Consider the following 25,487-nt stretch of genomic DNA (forward strand, 5'->3'; position numbering starts at 1 on the left):
CATAAGGCGCCGCCGCAGGGCGGCGCAGCGGAGGGGAATGATGATGTCGAAGAACAAATCTGCGTGTCTGCGCAGCAGCGTATTGGCACTGGCCGTGGCCGCCGCGATGGCACCACTGGCAGCGTCCGCACAGAGCGTGGACCGGCAAGTCGACGGCGTGGTGGTTGCACCGGCCAATGCCAAGGCGGCCAAGGTCCGCCTGCAGTTGGTGGACCAGAACATCATCCGCGTCAGCGCGGACATGGATGGTGATTTCCAGCGCAGCCCCAGCCTGATGCGCGTGGCCAACAGCGCGCCGGTACCGGCTTTTGACGTCAGCCAGGACGCAAACGCGGTGACCCTGAAGGCCGCGGGCATCTCCGCGCAGGTTGCACTGGCTGATGGCCGCGTCAGCTTCTTCGATGCCGCCGGCAAGCCGCTGCTTGCCGAGTCGGCCGCAACGCGTGATTTCAGCGCCGAGCAGGTGGAAGGCAAGCCGATGTACAGCGTGCGCCAGCGCTTTGATTCGGTCGAAGGCGAAGCGCTGTACGGCACCGGCCTGCACCAGCAGGGCTGGATGAACCTCAAGGGCCGCGATGTCGAACTGCTCCAGCACAACATCGACAACGCCATTCCCTACCTGATCTCCAGCCGCAACTACGGCATCCTCTGGGACAACAACTCGATCACCCGTTACGGCGATCCCAAGGGCCTGCGACCGCTGCAGGAAGACCTGGTGGTCTATGACGCGCAGGGCAAGCCGGGTGCATTCACCGCGACCTACTCGTTCGATGGCCAGCAGCGTGTGGTGCGTCGCGAGAACGAGATCAACTACCAGTACATCAAGGACCTGAAAGCGCTGCCTGCCGACGGCTGGAACAAGGCCCAGGGCGGCCGTACCCAGGTGGTGTGGGAAGGCGCCATCGAAGCCAAGCAGGGCGGTCGCCACACGTTCTCGATGTACAACAGCGAGTACGCCAAGGTCTATATCGACGGCAAGCTGGTGATCGACCGCTGGCGCCAGAACTGGAACCCGTGGCACCACGAGTTCGCGCTGGACCTGCAGCCGGGCCAGAAGCACCAGGTGAAGGTGGAATGGGACGCGATCGATCCGGCCTATATCGCGCTGCTGCATCGCGACCCGCTGCCCGCCGCCGAAGCCAATGATCTTTCGATCTGGTCCGAAGCCGGGCAGATGATCGACTACTACGTGGTTGCCGGCAGCAATGCCGACGAGCTGATCGCCGGCTACCGCGAACTGACCGGCAAGGCCGTGCTGCTGCCGAAGTGGTCGTATGGCTTCTGGCAGAGCCGTGAGCGCTACAAGACCCAGGACGAGCTGACCGGTGCGCTGGACGAGTACCGCCGCCGCAAGCTGCCGATCGACGCCATCGTGCTCGACTGGTCGTACTGGCCGGAAGACGCCTGGGGTTCGCACGACTTCGACAGCAAGAACTTCCCGGACCCGACCGGCATGATCAAGCACGTGCACGAGCAGAACGCGCAGATCATGATTTCGGTGTGGCCGAAGTTCTACCCGACCACCGCCAACTACAAGGAACTCGACGCCGCCGGTGCCATGTACCACCGCAACGTTGAAGTCGGCGAGCTGGACTGGATCGGCAAGGGCTACCTGAATTCCTTCTACGACCCGTACTCGCAGAAGGGCCGCGACATCTTCTGGCGGCAGGTCAACGAGAAGCTCAACAGCCGTGGCATCGACGCCTGGTGGCTGGACGCCTCCGAACCGGACCTGCACAGCAACATCGACATCGGTGAGCGCAAGGCGCGCACCACGCCGACCGCGATCGGTTCCTCGGTGGAGTACTTCAACTCCTATCCGCTGGTGCATTCCGAAGGCGTGTACGAAGGCTCGCGCGAGGTCGATCCGGACAAGCGTGTGTTCATCCTCTCGCGTGCCTACTTCGCCGGCCAGCAGCGCGCCGGTGCGGCGTTCTGGAGCGGTGACATCGTGCCGCGCTGGGACGACATGCGTGAGCAGATCTCCGGCCTGGTCAATGCCTCGATGGCCGGTGCGCCGAACGTCAGCTTCGACATCGGTGGCTTCTCGCCGGAGCAGCGCTTCATCGACAAGGACCCGGCGCACCTGCCGGAGTGGCGCGAGATGAGCCTGCGCTGGTTCCAGTACGGCGCCTTCGTGCCGGTGTTCCGCCTGCACGGCCAGTTCCCGTACCGCGAGATCTGGGAAATCGCCCCGGAAGGCTCGGCGCACTACAACAGCTTCGTCCACTACCTGAAGCTGCGTTACACGCTGCTGCCCTACATCTACACCCTGGCCGGTGATACCTGGCAGAAGGACGGCACCATCCTGCGCGCGATGGCGATGGACTTTCCGGCCGACCCCAAGGTGCGTGACATCGCCGACCAGTACCTGTTCGGCCCGGCCTTCCTGGTCGCGCCGGTCACCGAGTTCAAGGCCACCAGCCGCCAGGTCTACCTGCCGGCCGGCACCAGCTGGATCGACTTCAACACCGGCGAGCGTCATGCCGGTGGCCAGACCATCACCGCTGCCGCACCACTGGAGCGCAGCCCGCTGTTCGTGCGTGCCGGCTCCATCGTCCCGCGCACCGTGGTCCAGCAGTACGTCGACGAGCAGCCCAACGCACCGGTCACCATCGAGGTCTATACCGGCGCCGACGGCAGCTGCTCGCTGTACGAGGACAACGGCCGCAACTATGGCTACGAGCGTGGCCAGTCCAGCCGCATCGCGCTGCAGTGGGACCAGGCCAAGGGCGTGCTGAGCATCGGTGCGCGCGAGGGCAGTTACCCGGGCATGCAGGACAAGCGCGAGCTGCGCGTGCGCTGGGTCGATGGCCCGCGTGACGGCATCGGCACGCTGGAGCCCAAGGCCGACGTGGTGGTGCGTTACGACGGCAAGGCGCAGGCCATCACCCGTCCGGCTGCCCGCTGACAGCGGCAGCCGAGTTCGGCATTATGGAAACCGGTGGACATTTGAGTCTGGGAGGGCCGGAATGAACGCTGCAAACGGTCCTGCCCCGGTCGCCGGGATGACCACTGAAAGCGCCGGGCTGGCACAGCCCGGCCGCCGTGCGCTGTTCAAGGGCGCGGCGGCCGCGCTGGCCGTCGGCAACCTGCCGCTGGCCGGCATGCTGCAGGCGGCGACGTCGGAAGTCGCGGCGTCGGCCGCCGACCTGCTGTGGTATCGGCAGCCGGCGCGCAGCTGGGTGGAAGCCTTGCCGCTGGGCAATGGCCGGCTTGGCGCGATGGTGTTCGGTGGCGTCGCCAACGAGCGCCTGCAACTCAATGAAGACACGCTCTACGCCGGTGGCCCGTACAGCGCGGTCAACCCGCGTGCGCGCGACAGCGTGCAGCGTGTGCGTGAGCTGGTCTTCGCCAGTGACTATGCCGCCGCCGAAGCACTGGCCAACGAGACGCTGATCTCGCGGCCGGTCAAACAGATGCCGTACCAGCCGCTGGGCAACCTGTGGCTGGAGTTCCATCGCCTGGAAGGCATCAGCGATTACCGCCGCGAGCTGGATCTGGATGCGGCTATTGCCCGCACCAGCTTCCGTGCCGGTGCCGGCCTGCATCGCCGCGAGGTGTTCATCTCGCCGGTCGATCAATGCCTGGTGTTGCGCTACACCGTGGAAGACGGTGAGCCGATGGGCGGTTTCATCCGCACCGCCAACGAGCACGCAACCAGTACGACGGCCACCGACGATGGTTGGCTGGTCAGCGGCCACAACGTGTCGCGCGACGGTGTGCCCGGCAAGCTGCGTTTTGCGTTCCGTGTGCAGGTACGCCACGTTGGCGGCAAGCTGCGCATCAACACCGATCACATCGCCTTCGACGGCGTGCGTGAGCTGGAACTGCGACTGGTCGCCGCCACCAGCTACCGCGCCTTCGATGACGTCGGCGGCGATCCGGAAGCGATCACCGCCGCACAGTTGTCCAAGGCTGCAGGCAGAAGCGCCGCGCAGCTGCGCGCCGATCACTTGGCCGAACACCAGCGCCTGTACAGGCGCATGCGCCTGGACCTGGGCCGCACTGTTGCCGCCGACAAGCCTACCGACGAACGCATCGCGGCCTTTGCCAGCGGTGATGATCCGGCACTGGTCGCGCTGTACCACGCCTATGCCCGTTACCTGCTGATCTGCAGCTCGCGTCCCGGCACCCAGCCGGCCAACCTGCAGGGCATCTGGAACGATCTGATGGACCCGCCGTGGGAGAGCAAATACACGCTCAACATCAACACGCAGATGAACTACTGGCCGGCCGAAGCGGCGGCCTTGCCCGAATGCGTGGAGCCCTTGCAGCGGATGATCGGCGAACTGGCCCGCAGCGGTGCGCTCACCGCGCAGCAGATGTACGGCGTCGATGGCTGGGTGGTGCACAACAACACCGACCTGTGGCGCGTCAGCACGCCGCCCGATGGCGCGCAGTGGGCGCTGTGGCCGACCGGCGGCGCATGGCTGCTGCAGCAGCTGTGGGACCGCTGGGACTACGGCCGCGACCCGGCTTACCTGCGTCAGGTCTGGCCGCTGTTCAAGGGCGCGGCACTGTTCTTCGTCAACAGCCTGCAGCGCGATCCGAACACCGGCCACCAGGTCACGGTGCCGTCGATCTCGCCGGAGAACCAGCATCCGCACGGCGCGGCGATCTGCGCCGGGCCGACCATGGATGCGCAGCTGCTGCGTGACCTGTTCGGCCAATGCATCGAAGCCGCTCGCCTGCTCGATACCGATCACGCCTTCGCCGCACAACTGGACACGCTGCGTGCGCAGTTGCCGCCGAACCGGGTCGGCCGCGCCGGCCAGTTGATGGAATGGCAGCAGGATTGGGACATGCAGGCGCCGGAACTGCAGCATCGTCACGTCTCGCATCTGTACGGCCTGCACCCGTCCAGCCAGATCAACCGCCGCGACACCCCCGAGCTCAGCGCCGCCGCACGCCGCACCCTGGAACTGCGCGGTGACGAAGCGACCGGCTGGGGCATCGCCTGGCGCCTGAACCTGTGGGCGCGGCTGGGCGAAGGCCAGCGTTGCCTGCAGATCCTGCGCCTGCTGCTGGCACCGCAGCGCAGCTATCCAAACCTGTTCGACGCACATCCGCCGTTCCAGATCGACGGCAATTTCGGTGGCGCCGCCGGCATCGTCGAGATGCTGGTGCAGAGCTGGGGCGGGGCGGTGTTCCTGCTGCCTGCGCTGCCGGCCGAACTGGCGCAGGGCAGCTTGCAGGGCGTGCGTGTGCGCAATGCCGGCGTGCTCGACCTGCAGTGGAGCGCAGGCCGCCTGCAGCAGGTCAGCCTGCTGGCCGAACGCGGCGACGCCTTCAACCTCGTTTACCAAACCCACGAACTGAAACTGGACCTGCGTGCCGGCCAGCGCATCACCGCGCAGCTGCACGACGGTCAATGGAGTCTTGCATGAGTCACCTTGCTTCCCGTTGGTGCGCGGCATGAGCATCGTCGCCGGTATCGACGCGGGCACGCAGAGCTTGAAAGTCGTGGTCTACGACGCCGCGCAACGGCAGTTGCTGGCCACGGCCAGCGCACCGCTGCAGCTGCACAGTGCCGATGACGGCAGCCGCGAGCAGGATCCGGCAGCGTGGGTCGCGGCGATGGAGGATTGCTTCGCCCGCATCGACCCGCAGCTGCGCCAGCAGGTGCAGGCGCTGGCGGTGTCGGGTCAGCAGCATGGCTTCGTCGCGTTGGATGCGGACGGCAAGGTGCTGGCCCCGGCCAAGCTGTGGTGCGACACCAGCAGCAGCGCCGAATGCGCGCAGATCATGGACGCGGCCGGCGGCGCGCAGCGCTGCATCGAACTGGCCGGCAACCCCATCCTTGCCGGCTACACCGCCTCCAAGCTGCCATGGACGGCCAAACACCGGCCGGAGGCCTACGCAAAGCTGGCGCATATCCTGCTGCCGCACGACTACCTGAACTTCGTGCTGACCGGCCAGTACTACTGCGAGCACGGCGATGCCTCGGGCACTGGCTGGTTGGATGTGCGCACGCGCCAGTGGTCGCCGGAACTGCTGAAGGCGACCGATGCCAACCGCGATCTCGCTGCCTGCCTGCCATCACTGGTGGACGCTGATGTCCTGTTCGATATCGCGCCAGGGACTGCAGCACGCCTGGGTTTGCCGGCCACGGTGAAGATTGGCGCAGGCGGCGGTGACAACATGATGGCCGCGATCGGCACCGGCTGCGTTGCACCGGGCAAGCTGGCGATGAGCCTGGGCACGTCGGGCACCTTGTTCGCCAGTTCCGATGTGCCGGTGGTGGATGCCGGTGGCGCATGGGCGGCGTTCTGCTCGTCCAGCGGCGGTTGGTTGCCGCTGATCTGCACGATGAACTGCACCGTGGTCACCGAGCAGGTGGCGCGCATGTTCGGCTTCAGCAGCCGCGACGGCGATGCGCATATCAATGCGACCACGCCGGGCGCAGATGGGCTGGTGATGCTGCCCTTCCTCAATGGCGAGCGCACCCCCGACCTGCCGCTGGGCAAGGGTATGCTGGCTGGTCTGGACGCCACCACCATGAACCCCTCGCACTTCTACCGCGCGGCGATGGAAGGGGCGACCTATGCACTGAAGTACGGCTTTGACGCCTTCGTCGGCGCCGGCATGCGCTTCGACCGCATCGTGCTGACCGGTGGCGGCAGCAACAGCGCTGCCTGGCGGCAGATGGTCGCCGATGTGTTCGGCCTGCCGGTGGAAGTGCCGCAGCAGTCCGAAGGCGCCGCATTCGGGGCCGCCCTGCAGGCGCTGTGGGCATTGCAGCGCAGCGCCGGCAACGACGCATCCCTGGCCACACTCGCGGCCACCCATGTAACCCCCGATGCCGCAGCGACTGCCACGCCCGACGGCGCGCGCAGTGCGGCCTATGCGCTGGCCTACCAGCGCTACCTGCAACACCTGCACGCCGTCATGCCGCTGTACCGCGGTTGATTCTTTCCCCGTAGTTTGTCGACACAGGAATTCGCACCATGAGCAAGCAGCCCTTCATCGGCGCCACCGAGTATTTCCCCGGCATCGGCCAGATCCCGTTCGAGGGTCGCGACTCGGACAACCCCTTGGCGTTCAAGGTCTATGACGCGGACAAGCTGGTCGGTGGCAAGAGCATGCGCGAGCACCTGCGCTTCGCTGCCTGCTACTGGCACACCTTCTGCAACGCCGGTGCCGATCCGTTCGGCCCGGGCACGCGCCGCTTCCCGTGGGAGAAGGGCGATGCCATGGCAACCGCCGAGGCCAAGGTCGATGCGGCGTTCGAGTTCTTCACCAAGCTCGGTGTGCCGTACTACTGCTTCCATGACGTCGACATGGCGCCGGACGCCGATGACATCGGTACCTACGAAAAAAATCTCAAGCACGTGGTGGCGCTGGCCAAGCAACGCCAGCAGGCCACCGGCACCAAGCTGCTGTGGGGCACTGCCAACCTGTTCTCGCACCCGCGCTACATGAACGGCGCGGCGACCAACCCGGATTTCAACGTGGTCAGCCGCGCCGCGGTGCAGGTCAAGGCCGCGCTGGAAGCCACGGTTGAACTGGGCGGCGAGCACTTCGTGTTCTGGGGTGGCCGCGAAGGGTATGCCAGCCTGCACAACACCAACATGAAGCGCGAGCTTGAGCACTTCGCACGCTTCCTCAGCGCCGCGCGCGACTACGGCCGCAGCATCGGCTTCACCGGCAAGTTCTTCATCGAACCCAAGCCAATGGAGCCGATGAAGCACCAGTACGATTTCGACTCGGCAACCGTCGCCGGCTTCCTCAAGGCCAATGGCCTGCAGGACGACTTCATGCTCAACATCGAGGCCAACCACGCCACGCTGTCCGGCCACACCTTCGAGCACGACCTGCAGGTCGCCTCCGATCACGGCCTGCTCGGCAGCATCGATGCCAACCGTGGCAACGCGCAGAACGGCTGGGACACCGACCAGTTCCCGACCGACCTGTACGACACCGTCGGCGCGATGCTGGTGGTGCTGCGCCAGGGCGGCCTGGTCGGCGGCCTGAACTTCGATGCCAAGCCGCGCCGCGAATCCACCGACATGGAAGACCTGTTCATTGCCCACATCGGTGGCATGGATGCGTTCGCACGCGGTCTGGAAGTGGCCCACGGCCTGCTCAATGACTCGCCCTGGGAACAGTGGCGTGCACAGCGCTACGCCAGCTTCGATGCCGGCGCCGGCAAGGACTTCGCCAGCGGCAAGCTGGGCCTGGCCGAGCTGGCCAAGCTCGCGGCCGGCAACGGCGAACCGGTGCAGGCCAGCGGCAAGCAGGAGCGCTACGAGAACCTGCTCAACCAATACCTGCTGCGCTGAGCACCAGGCCGACGACATAACCAGACAGAGAGGGTGAGGGGATGGGGCAGTCAGCAGCAAACAAGGAAAACACCGCGCTGATCGTATTGATCAGCGTGGTGGCGACGATAGGCGGGTTCCTGTTCGGCTTCGACAGTGGCGTGATCAACGGCACCGTTGATGGCTTGAAGCAGGCCTTCGGTTCCACCGAGGCGCAGCTGGGCTTTGAAGTGGCGTCAATGCTGCTGGGCTGTGCGATCGGCGCGTTCTTCGCCGGCCGCCTGGCCGATCGGCTGGGGCGGCGCTCGGTGTTGATCATCTCGGCGGTGTTGTTCCTGCTGTCGGCCTTGGGTGCCGGCGGTGCACACAGCTCGCTGGTGTTCATCGCTGCGCGCGTGGTCGGTGGGTTCGCGGTGGGTGCGGCCAGCGTGATGTCGCCGGCCTATATCGCCGAGGTTGCACCGGCGCGCTATCGCGGTCGGCTGGCCACGGTGCAGCAGATCGCGATCATCTCCGGCCTGTTCATCGCCTTTCTCAGCAACTACCTGCTGGCCAAGGCCGCTGGCGCCTCGACCGAGCCGCTGTGGGCCGGCCAGGCCGCATGGCGCTGGATGTTCTGGATGCAGGCGATCCCGTCGCTGCTGTTCCTGCTGCTGTTGTTGTTCATCCCGGAAAGCCCGCGCTTCCTGGTGGTCAAGCGCCGCAAGGACGAAGCACTGGCCGTGCTGACCCGCCTGTTCGGTGCCGAGCAGGCGCAGGCCACGCTGGGCGAGATCGACGCGTCGTTGTCGCAGGACCACCACCGCCCGCAGCTGTCGGATCTGGTCGACAAAGCCACCCGCAAGATCCGCCCGATCGTCTGGGTGGGCATTGGCCTTGCGGTGTTCCAGCAGCTGGTCGGCATCAACGTGGTGTTCTATTACGGCGCGGTGCTGTGGCAGGCGGTGGGCTTCTCCGAGAGCGATGCGCTACTGATCAATGTGTTGTCCGGCGCGCTCAGCATCGGTGCCTGCATCGTCACCGTGCTGCTGATCGACAAGATCGGCCGCAAGCCGCTGCTGTGGATCGGCTCCAGCGGCATGGCGGTATCGCTGGCGCTGGTGGTCTACGCCTTCGCCAGTGGTTCGATGGTGGAAGGCCACCTGCAGCTGCCCGGTCACATGGGCACGTTGGCGCTGGTCGCGGCCAATGCCTATGTGGTGTTTTTCAACGTGTCCTGGGGCCCGGTGATGTGGGTGATGCTGGGCGAGATGTTCCCCAACCAGATCCGCGGTTCGGCGCTGGCGGTTGCCGGTGCGGCGCAGTGGACGGCGAACTTCATCGTCACGGTGACCTTCCCGATGCTGCTGGCCGGTATTGGTCTGGCATCGACGTACAGCATCTACCTGGTGTCGGCGGTGATCTCGGTGTTCTTTGTTATCAAGTTCGTGCGTGAGACCAAGGGTCGTTCGCTCGAGCAGATGGAGGGTTGACGATGATGACGTTTTCGACACGCCGCGCTGCCCTGGTTGGCGCGCTGGCAGTGGCTATCGCGGTGCTGGCCGGCTGCAACAGCGGCGACAAGGCTGCACCGCAGGCGACCACGGCCGATGCCGCATACGACGGCACCATCCATCCGGAACAGTGGCCGGTGGTGGAATGGCCGCTGGCGGAAGACCCGGCGCTGGAAAAGCGCGTCAACGATCTGCTGGCGACGATGACGCTGGAGGAGAAGGTTGGCCAGCTGGTGCAGGGCGACCTGGCCAGCATCACCCCGGACGACGTGCGCAAGTACCGGCTGGGCTCGATCCTGGCCGGTGGCAGCTCCGACCCGGGTGGCAAGTACAACGCACCGGCAAAGGATTGGCTGCAGGTGGCCGATGATTTCTGGGCCGCGTCGATGGATACCAGCGGTGGCGGCAAGGCGATTCCGCTGCTGTTCGGTATCGATGCCATGCACGGCCAGAGCAATGTGGTGGGCGCGACGCTGTTCCCGCACAACGTTGGTCTGGGCGCAACCCGCAACGTTGAACTGCAGCGCCGCATCGGCCAGATCACCGCCGCCGAAACCCGCGCCACTGGCATGGAGTGGGCGTTCGCGCCGACCGTGGCGGTGCCGCAGGACGTGCGCTGGGGCCGCGCCTATGAAGGTTACTCGGAGAACCCGCAGCTGGTGGCCGAGTTCGCCGCGGCGATGGTCGAAGGCCTGCAGGGCAAGGTCGGCGCGCCGGACTTCCTCGACGACAAGCACGTGATGGTGTCGGTCAAGCATTTCGTCGGCGACGGCGGCACCACCGACGGCAAGGACCAGGGCGATACCGCGGTCAGCGAGGCCGAGCTGCGCGATGTCCACAGCGCCGGTTACGTCACCGCCATCAAGGCCGGTGCACAGTCGGTGATGGCTTCGTTCAACAGCTTCCACGGGGTCAAAATGCACGGTCACAAGCCGCTGCTGACCGACGTGCTGAAGGGCCGCATGAACTACGGCGGCTTCGTGGTCGGCGACTGGAATGGCCACGGCCAGATTCCCGGATGCAGCACCACCGATTGCCCCGCCACCTACGACGCTGGCCTGGACATGGCGATGGCCACCGATAGCTGGAAGGGCATGTACGAGTCCACCGTTGCGGCGGTGAAGTCGGGCAAGCTCTCGACCGAGCGCCTGGATGATGCCGTGCGTCGCGTGCTGCGGGTGAAGTTCCGCATGAACCTGTTCGATGCGCCCAAGCCTTCGGCGCGTGCGTTGGGCGGCAAGTTTGAATTGCTGGGTGCAGCCGAGCATCGTGCGGTCGCCCGTCAGGCCGTGCGCGAATCGCTGGTGTTGCTGAAGAACAACAACGGCATCCTGCCGCTGCGCGCCGACCAGAAGGTGCTGGTGGCCGGTGATGGCGCCGACAACATCGGCAAGCAGGCCGGTGGCTGGACCTTGAACTGGCAGGGCACCGGCACGACACGTGCCGACTTCCCCAATGCCGACACCATCTGGGAAGGCCTGCAGCGTGAAGTCAGTGCTGCTGGTGGCAGCGCCGAGCTGGCGGTCGATGGCAAGTACAAGGCCAAGCCGGATGTCGCGGTGGTGGTGTTCGGCGAAGAGCCTTATGCCGAATTCCAGGGTGACATCCCCAACCTGCTGTACAAGCCGGGCAACGATGCCGACCTGGAACTGCTCAAGCGCCTGAAGAGCGAAGGCATTCCGGTGGTGGCGGTGTTCATCAGCGGTCGTCCGCTGTGGATGAACCGCGAGATCAATGCTTCCGACGCCTTCGTCGCGGCCTGGTTGCCGGGTTCGGAAGGCGCGGGTATCGCCGATGTGCTGCTGCGAAAGGCCGATGGCAGCGTCAACCACGACTTCAAGGGCAAGCTCAGCTTCTCCTGGCCGCGCACCGCGATTGACTCGGCGGTCAACAAGCCGGGTCACAACCCGCTGTACAAATTCGGCCACGGCCTGAGCTACGCCGACAAGGGAGATGTGGCAGCGCTGCCGGAAGACTCCGGCGTGACCGGTGAGCAGGCCGGCAGCGGCGTGTATTTCGCCAAGGGCCGCCCGTCGCTGGGTCTGTCGCTGCAGCTGTCCAGTGCATCGCAGCCGGACATGCCGGCCACCACCGTGCCAACCGTGCTGGCTGACGGCAGCTTGAAGATGACCGCGGTCGATCATAAGGCGCAGGAAGATGCACGCCGCCTGCAGTGGTCGGGCACGGCGCTGGCAAAGTTCGCCTTGATTGCAGCCACACCGATCGACGTCACCCGCGAGAGCAATGGTGACGTGCAGCTGCAACTCACCTTGCGCCGTGACAGCGCGGTATCGGCACCGCTGACGGTGAGCGTGGGTTGCGGTGCGGGTTGCGCGGCCAAGGTCGACCTGCAATCCAGCTTGTCGGCCATTCCGGCTGGCAAGTGGGTAAGTGTTGGCGTGCCACTCAAATGTTTCGCCGCCGCGGGTGCGGATCTGTCAAAAATCCAACGTACAACCGAGTTGGAAACCGCTGCTGCTACGGATATTTCGGTATCACGCATCGCCCTTGGCGCTGCCGGCGAGGCCGAGGTAAACGTAGACTGCGCAACACGCTGAGACAGCGAATGCGCCGGTACGGGAGGGTGCCGGCGCACCTGATGATTTGGCCCGTTGGGGTCGGTAGCGAAAGGGCGCAGGGATGACGGCCCGGTCGGTGCACAACAGGGAGTAGTGGAATGGGTTTGGGTACGTTGGATATCGCAATCGTATTGGTCTACCTGGCCGGTATCTTCGTCCTTGCGCAATGGGTGTCGCGGGAGAAAGCCGGGCACAGCAAGGACGCCAAGGATTACTTCCTGGCCAGCAAGTCGTTGCCGTGGTGGGCGATTGGCGCCTCCTTGATCGCGGCGAATATTTCCGCCGAGCAGATCATCGGCATGTCCGGCTCGGGCTATGCGATTGGTCTGGCGGTGGCGTCGTATGAATGGATGGCGGCGCTGACCTTGTTGATCGTCGGCAAGTGGTTTTTGCCGGTGTTCCTGCGTAACGGCATCTACACCATGCCGCAGTTCCTCGAGCAGCGTTACGGCGCGCGCATCCGCACGGTGATGGCGGTGTTCTGGCTGGGCCTGTATGTGTTCGTCAACGTCACCTCGATCCTGTGGCTGGGTGCGGTAGCGGTCAACCAGGTCACCGGCATCGACCAGATGACTGCGGTGGTGCTGATCGGCGTGTTTGCGCTGCTGTACCAGCTGTACGGTGGACTCAAGGCAGTGGCACTGACCGATATCGTGCAGGTGACCTTGCTGGTGCTGGGCGGTCTCTTCGTCACCGGGCTGACCTTGAACCAGCTTGGTGATGGCGCGGGCATCGTCGCCGGCTTCAACAAGCTGTGGCAGGCGCAGCCGGATCACTTTGAAATGATCCTGAGCAAGGACAACCCCTTCTACAAGGATCTGCCGGGCTTGAGCGTGCTGCTGGGCGGGCTGTGGATCATGAACATCAGCTACTGGGGCTTCAACCAGTACATCATCCAGCGTGCGCTGGCGGCCAAGAGTATTGGCGAGGCACAGAAGGGCGTGTTGTTTGCTGCGTTCCTGAAGCTGTTGATGCCGGTGATCGTGGTATTGCCGGGTATCGCCGCGGTGATGCTGGCGCCGAATCTGGACAAGCCCGACCAGGCCTACCCGACGATGATGCGGATGCTGCCTACCGGTGTGCTCGGCCTGGTGTTTGCCGCCTTGGTGGCGGCCATCGTTGCCTCGCTTGCCTCGAAGATCAATTCGGTGGCGACGATTTTCACTTTGGATTTCTATGCCAAGCGCAATCCCGAGGTGGATCAGACCAAGCTGGTGCGTGTCGGCCGCATCGCGGCGGTGGTGGCAGTGGTGTTGGGTATTCTTACCGCCAAGCCGCTGCTGGGTAGCTTCGACCAGGCCTTCCAGTACATCCAGGAATACACCGGCTTCTTCACCCCGGGGATCGTAGTGATCTTCATGCTGGGCCTGTTCTGGAAGCGTGCCAATGAGGCTGGTGCACTGTCGGCGGCGATTGGTTCGTTCGTGTTGTCGATCGTGTTGAAGCTGGCTTGGCCGGGATTGCCGTTCATCGATCGCGTTGGCCTGGTGTTCCTGTTGGCATTGGCTTTGGCGGTGGGTATTTCACTGCTGACGCCGGCGGCGCCGGAGAAGGACATCATCGAAACCCGTGATGTGGATTACCGCACGGGTGGTGTGTTCAACATTGGCTCGGTGGCGGTTATCGCCATCCTGATTGCGCTGTACGCGGTGTTCTGGTGATCTGAGCTTGAGCCCCTCTCCCTCCGGGAGAGGGGTTGGGGAGAGGGTGAGGTGCGTAGCACTTTGTAGAAGCCAGAGACAGAAGCTCAAAGCTTCCCCTCATCCGCCCCTTCGGGGCACCTTCTCCCGCAGGCGGGAGAAGGGATGTAGAGCGAAGCAAAGCAAAGCAAAGCGGAGCAAAGCAAAGCGGAGCGGAGCAAAGCAAAGCAAAGCAGAGCAGAGAACTAGCGGGACAGTAAAGAGCAAGGGGGGCGTCAGTTGCAGCAGAATACGAGCGGAGTGCATTCCCTTCTCCCGCTTGCGGGAGAAGGTGCCCCGAAGGGGCGGATGAGGGGGAGCTCTTGGCTCTTGGCGCAGACCAAACCCCGAGGGCGCTACGCTTACTCGTGCCATCAATCCAAGGCTTGCAGATTTACTCCGCCGCTTCAGGCTCCACACCTGCCACCCACGCATCTATCTCGCCGGCCTTGAACGGCCCAAGCTTCTGCTTGAGCACGCGCCCTTGCGCATCAACCAATACACTGTAAGGCAGCAGCCCCTGCGAATTGCCCAGCTTGACGCTGGCATCCTGCGGCCCCGGCGTCTCGATAACGATTGGGTAGTACACCGGCACGTTGCCGAGAAAATCCAACACCGCTTCCGGTGTATCCAAGGCCAATCCAACCACCTGCGGTCCAGTATCGGCATGACGCGCGGCGAACCGCGCCAACTCCGGCATCTCCTCGATGCACGGCGCGCACCAGCTCGCCCATACATTGATCAACAGCGGCTTGCCCTTGAAACGGTCCGGGAACTTCACCGGCATGCCATCAAGGTCGGGCAGGGTGAACGAAGGCATCAACTCACCAACACGCACACCCTGCACCGGCGTCGCCGATTTCAGTGGTGCCGAAGGCGTGCTCATCGATGGCAATGGCGGTGTGGTGGGGCGGCTCAGCCATGCACCGGCCGACAGTCCGGCCGCTGCTGCGATACCTGCCACCCACCACACGGCGCGGCGCATCAGCGCGCCGCGCGCAGCAGCGCTTCTTCGGCGGTCGCCTGGGTAAGCACGGTCGGCAGCACGCGCGGCGGTGCGCCCGGGCCGTAGACCACGTACAGCGGCACGCCGACAGCCTTGTGCTGGTCGAGGAAGGCGCTGATCTGCGGATCCACATTGGTCCAGTCACCGCGCATGTACACCGCGTTGACCCGCTTCAACGTGTCGCGGAACTTGTCCCGGTCCAGCACATTGCGTTCATTGGCCTTGCAGGTGACGCACCAGTCCGCAGTCATGTTGACGAACACGACACGGTTGTCGGCGCGCAGGCGGTCCAGCATCTGCGGCGAATAAGCCACCGTGCCTGCGCTTGCGACGGCAGCGCCCGGCGGCGGTAGCCGGGTCACACCCCATACCGGCACCAAAGCCAGCAGCGCGATCACCGCGCCCAGCACCATGCCGATTTTGCGGCTATGCCAGCGGCTGCGCTCAAACCACCACAGGCCCAGTGCCAACAAGGTCAGGCCGATCAGCATCAGGCCCATTGCATCGATGCCGCGCTGCTTGCCCAGCACCCACAGCAGCCAGATGGCGGTGAGGTACATCGGGAAGGCCATCACGTGCTTGAAGGTTTCCATCCACGCGCCCGGCTTGGGCAGGCGTTCTGCCAGTGCCGGCACAAAACCGATCAGCAGGAACGGCAGTGCCAGACCCAGCCCCAATGCCAAGAACACAAGCAGTGCCAAGGCCGGCGGTGCGGTGAAGGCGTAGGCCAAGGCCGGGCCCATGAACGGCGCGATGCAGGGGCTGGCGACCACGCAGGCGAGCACGCCGGTGAAAAAATCACCGCTGGGGCCGCTGCGACTGGCGAGGCTCTGGCCCAGTTGGCCGGCATTGCCGCCCAGGGTGAACAGCCCGGACAGGCTCAGGCCAACGACGAACATCAGGTACACCAGCGCGGCGATGAACCACGGGTGCTGCAACTGGAAGCCCCAGCCGGCCGCCTGGCCGGCTGCGCGCAGTGCCAGCACCAGGCCACCAATCGCGGCAAACGCAACCAGCACGCCTGCCGTATACCAAAGTGCGTGGCTGCGCGCGCGCTGGCGGCTCTCGCCACTCTGTGCAACACCCAGCACCTTCAGCGACAGGATGGGCAGGACGCAGGGCATCAGATTGAGGATCAGGCCACCGGCCAGCGCCAGCAGCAGAATCCACAACAACGAGCCATCGCCGGCGGTATCGGCCGGTGGCTGGCTGCGGCGGGTGTTGTCGGCCGATGCATCCGGCGCGGCCTCGGCCAGGCTGGCGGCCTCGGCAGCCGGACGCACCACCAGCGGCTGTGGCGCCGGCGGGTTGGCTGGGTCGATCAGCGGCATCGGCGGAACTTCGCCCTTTTTGCCCGCAGGCAGCGGCTGGATCACCAACGGCGCGACTGCCAGCTCTTCTTTTTCCTTTGACGATACCTTGCCGGCAGGCAGCGACAGTCGCACCCGGCGGGTCATCGGCGGATAGCAGATACCGTCGGTCTGGCAGCCCTGGAAGGTGACAACCAAGGTGGCCGGGGTGGCGTCAGGCTTGTCGCGGCGCAACGGCAGCGGCACATCGACCTGGTCGAAATAGACCACGACGTTGCCGAAATGTTCGTCGCGGTACGGCTTGCCAGCCGGCCATTGTGGACGGCCGGCGCGCACGCCATCGGCGCCTTCCAGCGCCAGCGAGGTGCGGTCGCGGTACAGGTAATAACCCGGCGCCGGCGAGAAGCGCAGCAGCAGACGGTTGCCGTTGTCGACGATGGCCTCGAAGCCGAAGGCTTTTTCCGAGGGAAGTGGCAGGCCTTGCACGGCAGGGGCGCCGGGTAGGCTGAGGCCGCCGCCGTTGTTGCCGGCCAGCGGGTTGAAGATGGGTGCGGAAGACGGTGCAGCGGCTGCAGCCGCGGGCGCGGCGCCGCTTGCTGCGGGCAGTCTTACTTCGACGTTGCGCTTTTGCGGCGGGTAGCACACGCCGGCATCGGCACAGCCCTGGTAGCGGACTTCGAGGGTGACGCTGGTGGCGCCCGCGTCAGCGGTGCCCGGCAGGATCGAACGCAGCTGGCGGTGGTAGGTCTCCACATCGCCGAAGAATTCGTCGTGCTTCTTCTCGCCCTGCGGCATCTGCAGCGCACCGGCGCTGAAGCCGGGGCCGGCTTTGACGCTGGTGCGGTGGTGGTACAGGTAATAACCCGGGGCGATGTCCCAGCGCAGCTCGATACGGTCGCGGCTGGGGGCCTCGGCGCGCAGAGCAAAGGCCTGGTCTACCGGTAGCAGATCCTTTTCATTGATGGCCAGCGCCGGCAGGGCGGCCAGGGAAAGCAGGCAGAAAGCGGCAAATTGTCGCAACAGCATCATTAATTATGTTTCCTCCCGGGTCTGCGCCCGGATCCAGTCCAGATACGCAGGCAAGCCGGCGCTGGGGGAGATCGCCACGATCTCCGGCAATTCATAGGGGTGGTGCAGCTTGATCGCGGCGCTCAACGCATCCAACCGATCAGCACAGGTTTTTATAACAAGCTGAATCTCTTCAGCTTGTTCAATCTGCTCCTGCCAGCGGTACACAGACCGCATCGCAGGCAACAAGTTCACGCAGGCAGCCAAACGCTGCTCTACCAAGTGGTGAGCCAATGCCTGCGCGGTTTGATCGTCGGGGCAGGTGCAGAAGACCAGTCTTACGTCCATCCGGCCATTGTGGCAGAAGCGCTTGAGGCGTTTTCGGATGGAAGTGTTGACATCGTTGTCATCAATTGTATATTGCGGTCGATCACAGTTTCACCTGTTTTTCATCTGGCGAAATACGAAGACCAATTCTTACGTAGTGCCATTCCACAACGGATGCACCTGTTCGCAAGGCTCTACAGGGGGGCGTATGCAACAACGCAACAATCGAGGCTTCACGCTGATCGAGCTGATGATCGTCGTGGCGATCATTGCCATCCTGGCGGCCATCGCCATACCGCTGTACTCCGACTACGCATTACGGGCCAAGATCCGTACAGCGCAGAGCGATTTGATGGCGTTGTCCAGCACGGTTGAAAACCACCGCCAGCGCACCCTGGGCTACCCGACCAGCGACGCAGCAGCCAAGAAGGGTTGGAGCGCGGGGACCAAGGCCGGCCAGTTCACGTATAGCTACACCGCCAGCAGCGGCGGCTACGAGTTGAAGGCCGTTGCCGGCAGCGCGTTGGGCAAGGCCAGTGGTTGCACCTTGAAGCTCGATTCCGGCAATGGCCGCACGGTTTCTGGCAGCTGTGCTGGCGTGAGTGACTGGCCATGAGCCGGCGCGCCACGGGTTTTTCACTGGTCGAATTGATGGTGACCCTGGCAGTAATGGCGGTGTTGGCGCTGGCAGGCATGCCGTTCGCGCGACAGTGGATAGACAGCAACCGGCAGATGCAGGCGCGCAACCTGTTCTGGGAAGCGGTATCGCAGACCCGTTCGTTGGCATTACGCAACCCGGAACAGGTCACCGGCGCGGCGACCTCGGCGCGTCTGCAGCGCAGTGAGCGGAACCTGCAGGTAATGCGCGGCGATGGCAAAGAGGTGCTGTGGCAGGGCGAGTTGCCGCGTGGTGGAGACTATCGGCTGACCGGCGCCAGCGACTACGCCGATGCCGACGAACTTCAGGCCTCGGCCGATCTGTTGTCCTGTGTGGCGTTCGACAACCGGGGCCAACGCCTGCCAGACGCGGCCAGCTGCAGCAGTGGTATCACCCATTCGCGTATCGCCATCGGCATGAACAGCCAGGATCCGCTCTATGTCGATCTGCTTTGACCCACCACGCCGCCAGCGCGGCGACATAATGATCGAGGCCCTGGTCGGGGTGTTGATCACCAGCATCATCGGTGCCGGTTTGGCCCATGTAGTTGCCAACGTGATGAACAGCCAGCGCGATTCCAAGGTGGAAAACCTGATGGTCGAGCGTCTGCGCGACAGCCTGCATGGCCAAGGTGTGGGTCTATGCGGTAGCGCCACACTGGAAATCAGCCTGCCCAACGGTGCTACGAAAAGTGCTGGAGTCAGTTGCGAGCCGGCAACGGCCACGATGGCCATGGCCGGCGTGGCACGCACGGTGGATGCACCGCAACGGGTAGACCTGACAGTTACTGCCAGTGACATCGGTAGCAAGGGTGGCAGCGAGAACGACCCCGATCTCCTGGTGTCCACGAGGCAATGAACATGCACACGTACACCTCCTCCAGGATGGGCCGCCAGCAGCAGCGCGGGCAGAGCCTGATCAGCATGATGGTGGGCCTGGTTATTTCGCTGATCACCATTGCCGCGATGATGACGCTGTACAAAACCATGGTGGAAGTTTCCAGCAACGCCTCGCGATCGGCATTGCGCGATGGCCAGGTGTCGGCGGCGTTGTTGTCGGCGCAGATGGAGTTGCAGAGTGCTGGCTTCGGCGTGCCAGCAGCTGACAGTTTGAACAGCAAACTGTACGTGCGCGAGGTGGGCAAGGAGCTGGTCTGGCGCTACAAGGCCGAGCTCAGCGCCAGCGCCTACGTCTGCTCGGGGCTGCGTCTGGTCGACGGTGAAGGCCTGTACCGCTTCACCCCCAAAGCCTGCAGCGATGCCCAGGCAATCACATGGAAAAACAACGAGCAGCGCCTGCTTGCGGGCAGCGCGGCGTTCTTCACTCCCATGCAGAAGGACGGAAGTGCCTTCGCCTCGGGTGAGCAGGAAGTCGGCGCGATGAGCTTGGCGCCAGGCTACGTGTTTACGCTCAAGGGCGAGCGTAAATGCCTGCCTTACATGCAGCAGGATTTCAGTACCTCGCCAACTGCAGCGGTCGGGCAGCAATTGGCGTTGGAGCGCAGTGATGCCAGCGGCCACCTGTTCGTGGCCTGCCTGCCCAATCTTGCAGTGACCAGCTGATGCATAAGGAGCGTGTACGCATGGACATGAATCGCTTTTCCGCATTCAGGCGGCAGCGCGGGGTAGCCACGTTGCTGATCGTGTTGATGGTTGGCCTGGCGGTATCGGTCACGGTTGCAGCAACCATCTATTCGCTGCGCGGCACCCAGTCGCAGCAGCTCACAACCCATTCCGCCACCGCTGCGCAGGCTGCCGCCTGGCGCGGCGTCGAGGCCCTGCGTCTGTACCTGCTGGCGGTCGAAAAGCCGGTATGGCCGGGCTGGGTGGGCAATACCCACAAACCGGTCACCGGGCTGGAAGCGTTGGGGGTCCGCAAGGCGCTGGTGACCGCGGTGGAAGCGATCGGCAGCAACCAGTACCGGGTGATCGCCCAAGTCACTGGTCAGGCGGGTGTTGGCTCGGGCCTGACCACGGCCACGGTGGAAGTCGTTTACGACGTGGTGCCGGGCAATGGCATGCCGGGCGTGCCGCCGGTATGTCATTCCATGCCCAATGCGCCAGTGGTGTTCAACGGCGACGTCAGGCTGGACGGTGAAGGTACCCAGGTGGTCGACGACAAGTACGACTACGAGAACATCGTCGTCTCCGGCAAGCTGACCATCGGCGCCGGCGGAAAGGGCAAGGTCTCCGGCTGTGCCAAGGGGGCGATCACGGTCACCGGTGGAGATATCGCCGACAACGGCCACCTGCACTCGGAAAGCCAGCTGATCATAGGCGGCATGAATTTTCCCGCCGGTGCGCGGCTTTGGGCGCGCGAGATTACCTTCAATGGCGGCAGCGGCGGTCCACTCGCCAGGGCCTGGGCCGGTGCCTACGACGCCGTGGTGTACGCCAACGGTGTGGCGGTGGGTGAGGCCCGCGTCGGGGGCAGCCTGATCCCTGCCACTGTCTCCGGCGGTGTGCCGTGGACCCAGGGCACCGTGCTGCCCACGGCACTGTCGCGGGTCAAGGTGACCTTGGCACAGGGTAAGGGCACGGCGGAAGAAGTGAACTTCCTGCTCAATCTGCCGGCCCTGGACATGGCCAAGGCCGTCGACAGTGCCACCGGTGAACTGCACGGTGCCGGTGCGGTGATGGAGCAGCTGTCAGGTCCTGAGGAAACCGCATTCCGCTCGGCCGTACTCAGCTTCAAAGCCAAGGCCATTCATGGCGGCGGGTTCACCCAGGGTGGCGGTGCCACCACCGATATCGCCGATGCCTGGGGTTGGAACCTGGGCCTGGGCAGTGACAACCGTCGCTACGAGCGTGTGCGTGCCGCCGGCAGCCTGGCAATCCAGCACCAGGGCGTACGCATCGCTGAGTTTGCCGGTGGCGGTGAGATCTGGGCGCAGAGCGGCAATGAAGCCGGTGCGGGTTTTCCAGCAGTCACTGGGCGTACTGCTGGTTACCGTTACCACGGCGGCAGCAAGAAGCTGATGACCGAAGCCATGAAACCGGCTGGCTTTGCCGTGCAGGGCAGCCAAGGCGGCTTTTCGCCGGGTCTGCCGGGCCTGCCCTATTGCGATGTGCGCACCAACTACATCGATGCCGATGTCTACCGTGACCAATCCAATTACATCTTCGATGCCAATGGCGGCCAACCGCAGTTGACCATCCGCAATGTGATCGGCGCCGATGGCGTGGTGATCGGTGCTGCCAGTGGCACCGTCTATCCGCTGACCAATCCCGATGCGGCGCAGCTCAAGGTGCTGGAAGACCTGTTTGCCTGTGGTAGCTGGGCGGGCGCGGACAAGGGCTGCCGGGCCATGTACAGCAACGGCCGCTGGAACCTGCAACCACAGAAGACACCGCCGGGAATCTTCTGGTTCGACGGTCCGCTGGAGGTGCGATCCGCCAACCCCATCGTTGGCACGTTGATCGTGCGCGGCAACCTGGGTTTGAGCGACGGTGGCGGCAGCAAACTGCTCGAAGCTCCCAACTTCGCTGGCGTGGCCAAGGTCTGTGGCGGCGCGTATTACCCCACAAACCTGTGTGCCAGCCGCAGTGCGTTCGTGACCTGGGAGGATGCCGAAGGCGTCGTTTATACCGGTGCGGCCATCGGCAACGCGGCGGTGATCGCCAGCGGTGGCCTCAATGCGCAAAGCTGGACCAGCATCCGCGGCTCGGTGGTGCTGGGCAAGAAGATCGTCGTGGGCGGTGCCAAGGTAAACATCGAAGGCAGCCTGAGCGTTGGCAACAACGAGTTTTCGCAGATTGACATCGGCTCCACCGGCATGAAGGTGGAAACCCCGCAGGACTGGAAGAACCTTGGGCAGTTGCCGGTATGCAGCAAGGGCAGTCAGTCATTGCCGACAACACCGGGAATCGCCTCCGTGCAGTGGTCGCGCTATCTCTGAAGCAAACAATAAGAATCGCCGCGTAGGCGGCAGCTCTCTCTTCCTGGCGTGTCCCGAAATCCCCCGGGGCGCGCCTTTTTTTGCTTTGCGGCTGGGTGAACTGTTTTCAATCTCAGCGACCACGCCGTGCCATTGGTGGCCGGCGCTGCAGGTGCCGAAGCTGGCAACGGCCGGGCGGATCCGGGCGGGCCGCTGGTCGTATCGTTCTCTTCGGGGGGCCGCTGCAGCGGAATGGGGAAGGTGATTGTCCTGCGCGGTGGCGGTAGCGGCAGGCAGCGGGCACTGACAGCGGGGATGATCAATTTGCCGGCCTGCCCTTGAAAGGCCCCCAGCCAGCCCCATCTCCCAAACAAGCCCGCACGACGGGCCTTTTTACGCGTGATGCCGGCGTCCCCCTGTTTCCCAGCCGGTGTCGCCGAAATTTCAGGCCAATCAATTACTTAAGAGGTCCTTCATGAGCATCAAGCCGCTTCACGACCGCGTTGTGGTCAAGCCGATCGAAGCCGACGAAATCTCCGCCGGCGGCATCCTGATCCCGGATTCGGCCAAGGAAAAGTCCACCAAGGGTGAAGTCGTGGCCGTGGGCCCGGGCAAGCCGCTGGACAACGGTTCGGTGCGTGCCCCGTCGCTGAAGGTTGGCGACAAGGTCATTTACGGCCAGTACGCCGGTTCGTCCTACAAGGCCGAAGGCGTCGAGTACAAGGTGCTGCGCGAAGACGACGTACTCGCCATCATCGGCTGATTGCCTTTGCGGCGGTGATTCGGGATGCCGGAATTCGGGATTGGCAAAGGCGCTTGGCGCCGACCTTTCCTCCGCCTTCGAAGCCCCGCTGCTGATCTACCCCTTTCCTCTTTTTCAATCCCTATTCCCGAGGTTTCAAAGCTATGGCTGCCAAGGATATTCGTTTCGGTGAAGACGCCCGTTCGCGCATGGTGCGCGGCGTCAACGTTCTCGCCAATGCCGTCAAGGCAACCCTGGGCCCGAAGGGCCGCAACGTCGTGCTCGAGAAGAGCTTCGGCGCCCCGACCATCACCAAGGACGGCGTGTCCGTCGCCAAGGAAATCGAACTGGCTGACAAGTTCGAGAACATGGGCGCGCAGATGGTGAAGGAAGTTGCCTCGCGTACCAATGACGACGCTGGCGACGGCACCACCACCGCCACCGTGCTGGCCCAGGCCCTGATCCGCGAAGGCGCCAAGGCTGTTGCTGCCGGCATGAACCCGATGGACCTGAAGCGCGGTATCGACAAGGCTGTGATCGCTGCCGTCGCCGAGCTGAAGAACATCTCCAAGCCCACCGCTGACGACAAGGCAATTGCCCAGGTCGGCACCATCTCGGCCAACTCGGACGAGTCGATCGGCAACATCATTGCCGAAGCGATGAAGAAGGTTGGCAAGGAAGGCGTGATCACCGTTGAAGAAGGCTCGGGCCTGGAAAACGAGCTGGACGTCGTCGAGGGCATGCAGTTCGACCGCGGCTACCTGTCCCCGTACTTCATCAACAACCAGCAGTCGCAGACCGCTGACCTGGAAGACCCGTACATCCTGCTGCACGACAAGAAGATCTCCAACGTGCGTGATCTGCTGCCGGTGCTGGAAGGCGTCGCCAAGGCAGGCAAGCCGCTGCTGATCATTGCTGAAGACATCGAAGGCGAAGCGCTGGCTACCCTGGTGGTCAACACCATCCGTGGCATCGTCAAGGTCGTGGCAGTCAAGGCACCGGGCTTCGGCGATCGTCGCAAGGCGATGCTGGAAGACATGGCCGTGCTGACCGGCGGCACCGTGATTTCCGAAGAAGTTGGCCTGTCGCTGGAGAAGGCCACCATCAAGGACCTGGGCCGCGCCAAGAAGGTGCAGGTTTCCAAGGAAAACACCACCGTCATCGACGGCGCTGGCGACGTTGCCGGCATCGAGTCGCGCGTCAAGCAGATCAAGACCCAGATCGAAGAAACCTCTTCGGACTACGATCGTGAGAAGCTGCAGGAACGCGTTGCCAAGCTGGCCGGCGGCGTTGCCGTGATCAAGGTCGGTGCCTCGACCGAAATCGAAATGAAGGAAAAGAAGGACCGCGTTGACGACGCCCTGCACGCTACCCGCGCTGCTGTGGAAGAAGGCGTGGTCCCGGGCGGCGGCGTCGCCCTGGTGCGCGCTGTCACCGCTCTGTCCGGCCTGAAGGGCATCAACGAAGACCAGAACCACGGCATCCAGATCGCCCTGCGCGCGATGGAAGCCCCGCTGCGCGAAATCGTTGCCAACGCCGGTGAAGAGCCGTCGGTCATCGTCAACAAGGTCAAGGAAGGCACTGGCAGCTTCGGCTACAACGCCGCTACCGGCGAATTCGGCGACATGCTGGAATTCGGCATCCTGGACCCGACCAAGGTGACCCGTTCGGCGCTGCAGAACGCAGCCTCGATCGCTGGCCTGATGATCACCACCGAAGCCATGGTTGCCGAAGCTCCGAAGAAGGACGAGCCGGCCATGGGCGGCGGCGGTATGGGCGGTATGGGCGGCATGGGCGGCATGGACTTCTAAGTCCGCCGCAGCCTTACCACTGCTTGTAGTACACAAAACCCCGCCGCAAGGCGGGGTTTTGTTTTATGGTGCTGCGCAGTCCCATTGCGCGGAATCGCCATGCCAACCTCGTTGATCGTTGTCGATGATTTTCTTTCGCCCCAGGATGCGCTGGGTCTGCGCGAGGCTGGCCTGCGGCTTACTTATCCAGATCAGGATGGTGCCTTCCCAGGACGTAATTCACTCGAGCGTCTGCAGATTGAAGGCCTGTCCGAGGCAGCGTCGCGGCTGGTCAATGAGCCGCTGCAGCTCATCAATCCATTGCAGTCGCACGGGAAATTCCGCTTGACCCTGGCCGGCGACGTGGGCAGGGCCAAAGTGCATATTGATCGTTCCCATTGGTCGGGCATCCTCTATCTGAGCCGGCCGCAGGATTGCCAGGGCGGGACCGAGTTCTTCCGTCACCGCCGCACCAATACCGATCGCATGCCCCTCAACGCTGAGGAGTTGGCGCAATTGGGCTATGCCAATGCCGAGCAGGCGCATGGCGACATCATCGAGCGCGACAGCAATGACGATGCGCAGTGGGAAATGACCATGCGTGTGCCGATGCGCTTCAATCGCTTGATCCTGCTGCGACCATGGTTGTGGCACACGGCCGGCCAGGCTTTTGGTGACAACCCGGAAAATGGGCGACTCATCTATCTCATGTTTTTTGCCAGCCGTTGAGTGCGGCAGTGCGCCTCCTTGCCCC

The 25,487-nt window shown here is 64.2% G+C and carries 18 protein-coding genes; 15 read left to right on the forward strand and 3 right to left on the reverse strand.

Annotated features, from left to right (window positions below; all coding sequences use genetic code 11):
* The first annotated feature begins 43 nt into the window (after positions 1-43).
* The 7 genes from ACVOK8_RS01560 to ACVOK8_RS01590 all read left to right on the forward strand — a co-directional run bounded on the left by ACVOK8_RS01560 (position 44) and on the right by ACVOK8_RS01590 (position 13,997).
* A complete protein-coding gene (locus ACVOK8_RS01560; RefSeq protein WP_481565260.1) occupies positions 44-2,911 on the forward strand; it encodes a TIM-barrel domain-containing protein in 2,868 nt (955 codons plus the stop codon).
* Positions 2,912-3,008: 97 nt separating this feature from the next.
* Positions 3,009-5,390 carry a glycoside hydrolase family 95 protein gene (locus tag ACVOK8_RS01565; protein WP_481565347.1) on the forward strand — a complete coding sequence of 794 codons (2,382 nt, stop codon included), beginning with the start codon at positions 3,009-3,011 and terminating at the stop codon, positions 5,388-5,390.
* Between the two features lie 28 nt (positions 5,391-5,418).
* Positions 5,419-6,912, forward strand: a complete 1,494-nt coding sequence (gene xylB, locus ACVOK8_RS01570; RefSeq protein ID WP_481565261.1) for a xylulokinase — start codon at positions 5,419-5,421, stop codon at positions 6,910-6,912.
* A 38-nt stretch (positions 6,913-6,950) separates the two neighbouring features.
* On the forward strand, positions 6,951-8,285 hold the full coding sequence (gene xylA / locus ACVOK8_RS01575) for a xylose isomerase (protein ID WP_481565262.1): 1,335 nt from the start codon (positions 6,951-6,953) through the stop codon (positions 8,283-8,285).
* 41 nt (positions 8,286-8,326) lie between these two features.
* Entirely contained in the window at positions 8,327-9,736 is a 1,410-nt protein-coding gene (locus ACVOK8_RS01580; protein ID WP_481565263.1) for a sugar porter family MFS transporter, read from the forward strand.
* Between the two features lie 2 nt (positions 9,737-9,738).
* Entirely contained in the window at positions 9,739-12,315 is a 2,577-nt protein-coding gene (locus ACVOK8_RS01585; RefSeq protein ID WP_481565264.1) for a glycoside hydrolase family 3 protein, read from the forward strand.
* 119 nt (positions 12,316-12,434) lie between these two features.
* Complete coding sequence (locus tag ACVOK8_RS01590) at positions 12,435-13,997, forward strand: sodium/sugar symporter (RefSeq protein ID WP_481565265.1); 1,563 nt, start codon at positions 12,435-12,437, stop codon at positions 13,995-13,997.
* 412 nt (positions 13,998-14,409) lie between these two features.
* Here the strand turns inward: ACVOK8_RS01590 and ACVOK8_RS01595 are convergent, their stop codons facing one another.
* Genes ACVOK8_RS01595 through cutA form a run of 3 tightly spaced genes read right to left on the reverse strand, consistent with a single transcriptional unit; the run spans position 14,410 to position 17,687 of the window.
* Positions 14,410-15,000 (reverse strand): TlpA family protein disulfide reductase, encoded by a 591-nt coding sequence (locus tag ACVOK8_RS01595; RefSeq protein ID WP_481565266.1) that lies wholly within the window; start codon positions 14,998-15,000, stop codon positions 14,410-14,412.
* Positions 15,000-17,360, reverse strand: a complete 2,361-nt coding sequence (locus tag ACVOK8_RS01600; RefSeq protein WP_481565267.1) for a protein-disulfide reductase DsbD family protein — start codon at positions 17,358-17,360, stop codon at positions 15,000-15,002. The genes ACVOK8_RS01595 and ACVOK8_RS01600 overlap by 1 nt, the downstream gene beginning before the upstream one ends.
* Before the next feature lie 3 nt (positions 17,361-17,363).
* Positions 17,364-17,687: a divalent-cation tolerance protein CutA gene (gene cutA, locus ACVOK8_RS01605; protein WP_481565268.1), complete on the reverse strand. Its 324-nt coding sequence runs from the start codon at positions 17,685-17,687 to the stop codon at positions 17,364-17,366.
* 187 nt (positions 17,688-17,874) lie between these two features.
* Here cutA and ACVOK8_RS01610 point away from each other — a divergent pair, with 187 nt between their 5' ends.
* The 8 genes from ACVOK8_RS01610 (at position 17,875) to ACVOK8_RS01645 (ending at position 25,462) form a co-directional block, all read left to right on the forward strand.
* A complete protein-coding gene (locus tag ACVOK8_RS01610; protein ID WP_481565269.1) occupies positions 17,875-18,282 on the forward strand; it encodes a type IV pilin protein in 408 nt (135 codons plus the stop codon).
* On the forward strand, positions 18,279-18,779 hold the full coding sequence (locus ACVOK8_RS01615) for a pilus assembly FimT family protein (RefSeq protein WP_481565270.1): 501 nt from the start codon (positions 18,279-18,281) through the stop codon (positions 18,777-18,779). The genes ACVOK8_RS01610 and ACVOK8_RS01615 overlap by 4 nt, the downstream gene beginning before the upstream one ends.
* The gene (locus ACVOK8_RS01620) at positions 18,763-19,182 is read left to right on the forward strand and encodes a hypothetical protein (protein ID WP_481565271.1); all 420 of its coding nucleotides are present in this window, start codon (positions 18,763-18,765) and stop codon (positions 19,180-19,182) included. The genes ACVOK8_RS01615 and ACVOK8_RS01620 overlap by 17 nt, the downstream gene beginning before the upstream one ends.
* Positions 19,179-19,886 (forward strand): PilW family protein, encoded by a 708-nt coding sequence (locus ACVOK8_RS01625; RefSeq protein ID WP_481565272.1) that lies wholly within the window; start codon positions 19,179-19,181, stop codon positions 19,884-19,886. The genes ACVOK8_RS01620 and ACVOK8_RS01625 overlap by 4 nt, the downstream gene beginning before the upstream one ends.
* A 20-nt stretch (positions 19,887-19,906) precedes the next feature.
* Entirely contained in the window at positions 19,907-22,222 is a 2,316-nt protein-coding gene (locus ACVOK8_RS01630) for a hypothetical protein (RefSeq protein WP_481565273.1), read from the forward strand.
* 454 nt (positions 22,223-22,676) lie between these two features.
* Positions 22,677-22,964, forward strand: a complete 288-nt coding sequence (locus ACVOK8_RS01635) for a co-chaperone GroES (protein WP_057631623.1) — start codon at positions 22,677-22,679, stop codon at positions 22,962-22,964.
* A gap of 143 nt (positions 22,965-23,107) precedes the next feature.
* Positions 23,108-24,754, forward strand: coding sequence for a chaperonin GroEL (gene groL / locus ACVOK8_RS01640; RefSeq protein WP_481565274.1), 1,647 nt, complete (start codon positions 23,108-23,110; stop codon positions 24,752-24,754).
* A gap of 99 nt (positions 24,755-24,853) precedes the next feature.
* Entirely contained in the window at positions 24,854-25,462 is a 609-nt protein-coding gene (locus ACVOK8_RS01645; protein WP_481535937.1) for a DUF6445 family protein, read from the forward strand.
* Positions 25,463-25,487: the final 25 nt, after the last annotated feature.

The organism is Stenotrophomonas sp. STEN083 (assembly GCF_056759195.1).

Excerpts from the sequence above, each read along its gene's own strand:
- ACVOK8_RS01645 (WP_481535937.1), top strand. The coding sequence starts at position 24,854 with ATGCCAACCTCGTTGATCGTTGTCGATGATTTTCTTTCGCCCCAGGAT.
- ACVOK8_RS01635 (WP_057631623.1), top strand. The coding sequence starts at position 22,677 with ATGAGCATCAAGCCGCTTCACGACCGCGTTGTGGTCAAGCCGATCGAA.
- ACVOK8_RS01610 (WP_481565269.1), top strand. The coding sequence starts at position 17,875 with ATGCAACAACGCAACAATCGAGGCTTCACGCTGATCGAGCTGATGATC.
- xylA (WP_481565262.1), top strand. The coding sequence starts at position 6,951 with ATGAGCAAGCAGCCCTTCATCGGCGCCACCGAGTATTTCCCCGGCATC.
- ACVOK8_RS01625 (WP_481565272.1), top strand. The coding sequence starts at position 19,179 with ATGAACATGCACACGTACACCTCCTCCAGGATGGGCCGCCAGCAGCAG.
- cutA (WP_481565268.1), bottom strand. The coding sequence starts at position 17,687 with ATGGACGTAAGACTGGTCTTCTGCACCTGCCCCGACGATCAAACCGCG.
- ACVOK8_RS01600 (WP_481565267.1), bottom strand. The coding sequence starts at position 17,360 with ATGATGCTGTTGCGACAATTTGCCGCTTTCTGCCTGCTTTCCCTGGCC.
- xylB (WP_481565261.1), top strand. The coding sequence starts at position 5,419 with ATGAGCATCGTCGCCGGTATCGACGCGGGCACGCAGAGCTTGAAAGTC.
- ACVOK8_RS01585 (WP_481565264.1), top strand. The coding sequence starts at position 9,739 with ATGATGACGTTTTCGACACGCCGCGCTGCCCTGGTTGGCGCGCTGGCA.
- ACVOK8_RS01580 (WP_481565263.1), top strand. The coding sequence starts at position 8,327 with ATGGGGCAGTCAGCAGCAAACAAGGAAAACACCGCGCTGATCGTATTG.
- ACVOK8_RS01560 (WP_481565260.1), top strand. The coding sequence starts at position 44 with ATGTCGAAGAACAAATCTGCGTGTCTGCGCAGCAGCGTATTGGCACTG.
- ACVOK8_RS01590 (WP_481565265.1), top strand. The coding sequence starts at position 12,435 with ATGGGTTTGGGTACGTTGGATATCGCAATCGTATTGGTCTACCTGGCC.
- ACVOK8_RS01595 (WP_481565266.1), bottom strand. The coding sequence starts at position 15,000 with ATGCGCCGCGCCGTGTGGTGGGTGGCAGGTATCGCAGCAGCGGCCGGA.
- ACVOK8_RS01630 (WP_481565273.1), top strand. The coding sequence starts at position 19,907 with ATGGACATGAATCGCTTTTCCGCATTCAGGCGGCAGCGCGGGGTAGCC.
- ACVOK8_RS01565 (WP_481565347.1), top strand. The coding sequence starts at position 3,009 with ATGACCACTGAAAGCGCCGGGCTGGCACAGCCCGGCCGCCGTGCGCTG.
- groL (WP_481565274.1), top strand. The coding sequence starts at position 23,108 with ATGGCTGCCAAGGATATTCGTTTCGGTGAAGACGCCCGTTCGCGCATG.
- ACVOK8_RS01620 (WP_481565271.1), top strand. The coding sequence starts at position 18,763 with ATGTCGATCTGCTTTGACCCACCACGCCGCCAGCGCGGCGACATAATG.
- ACVOK8_RS01615 (WP_481565270.1), top strand. The coding sequence starts at position 18,279 with ATGAGCCGGCGCGCCACGGGTTTTTCACTGGTCGAATTGATGGTGACC.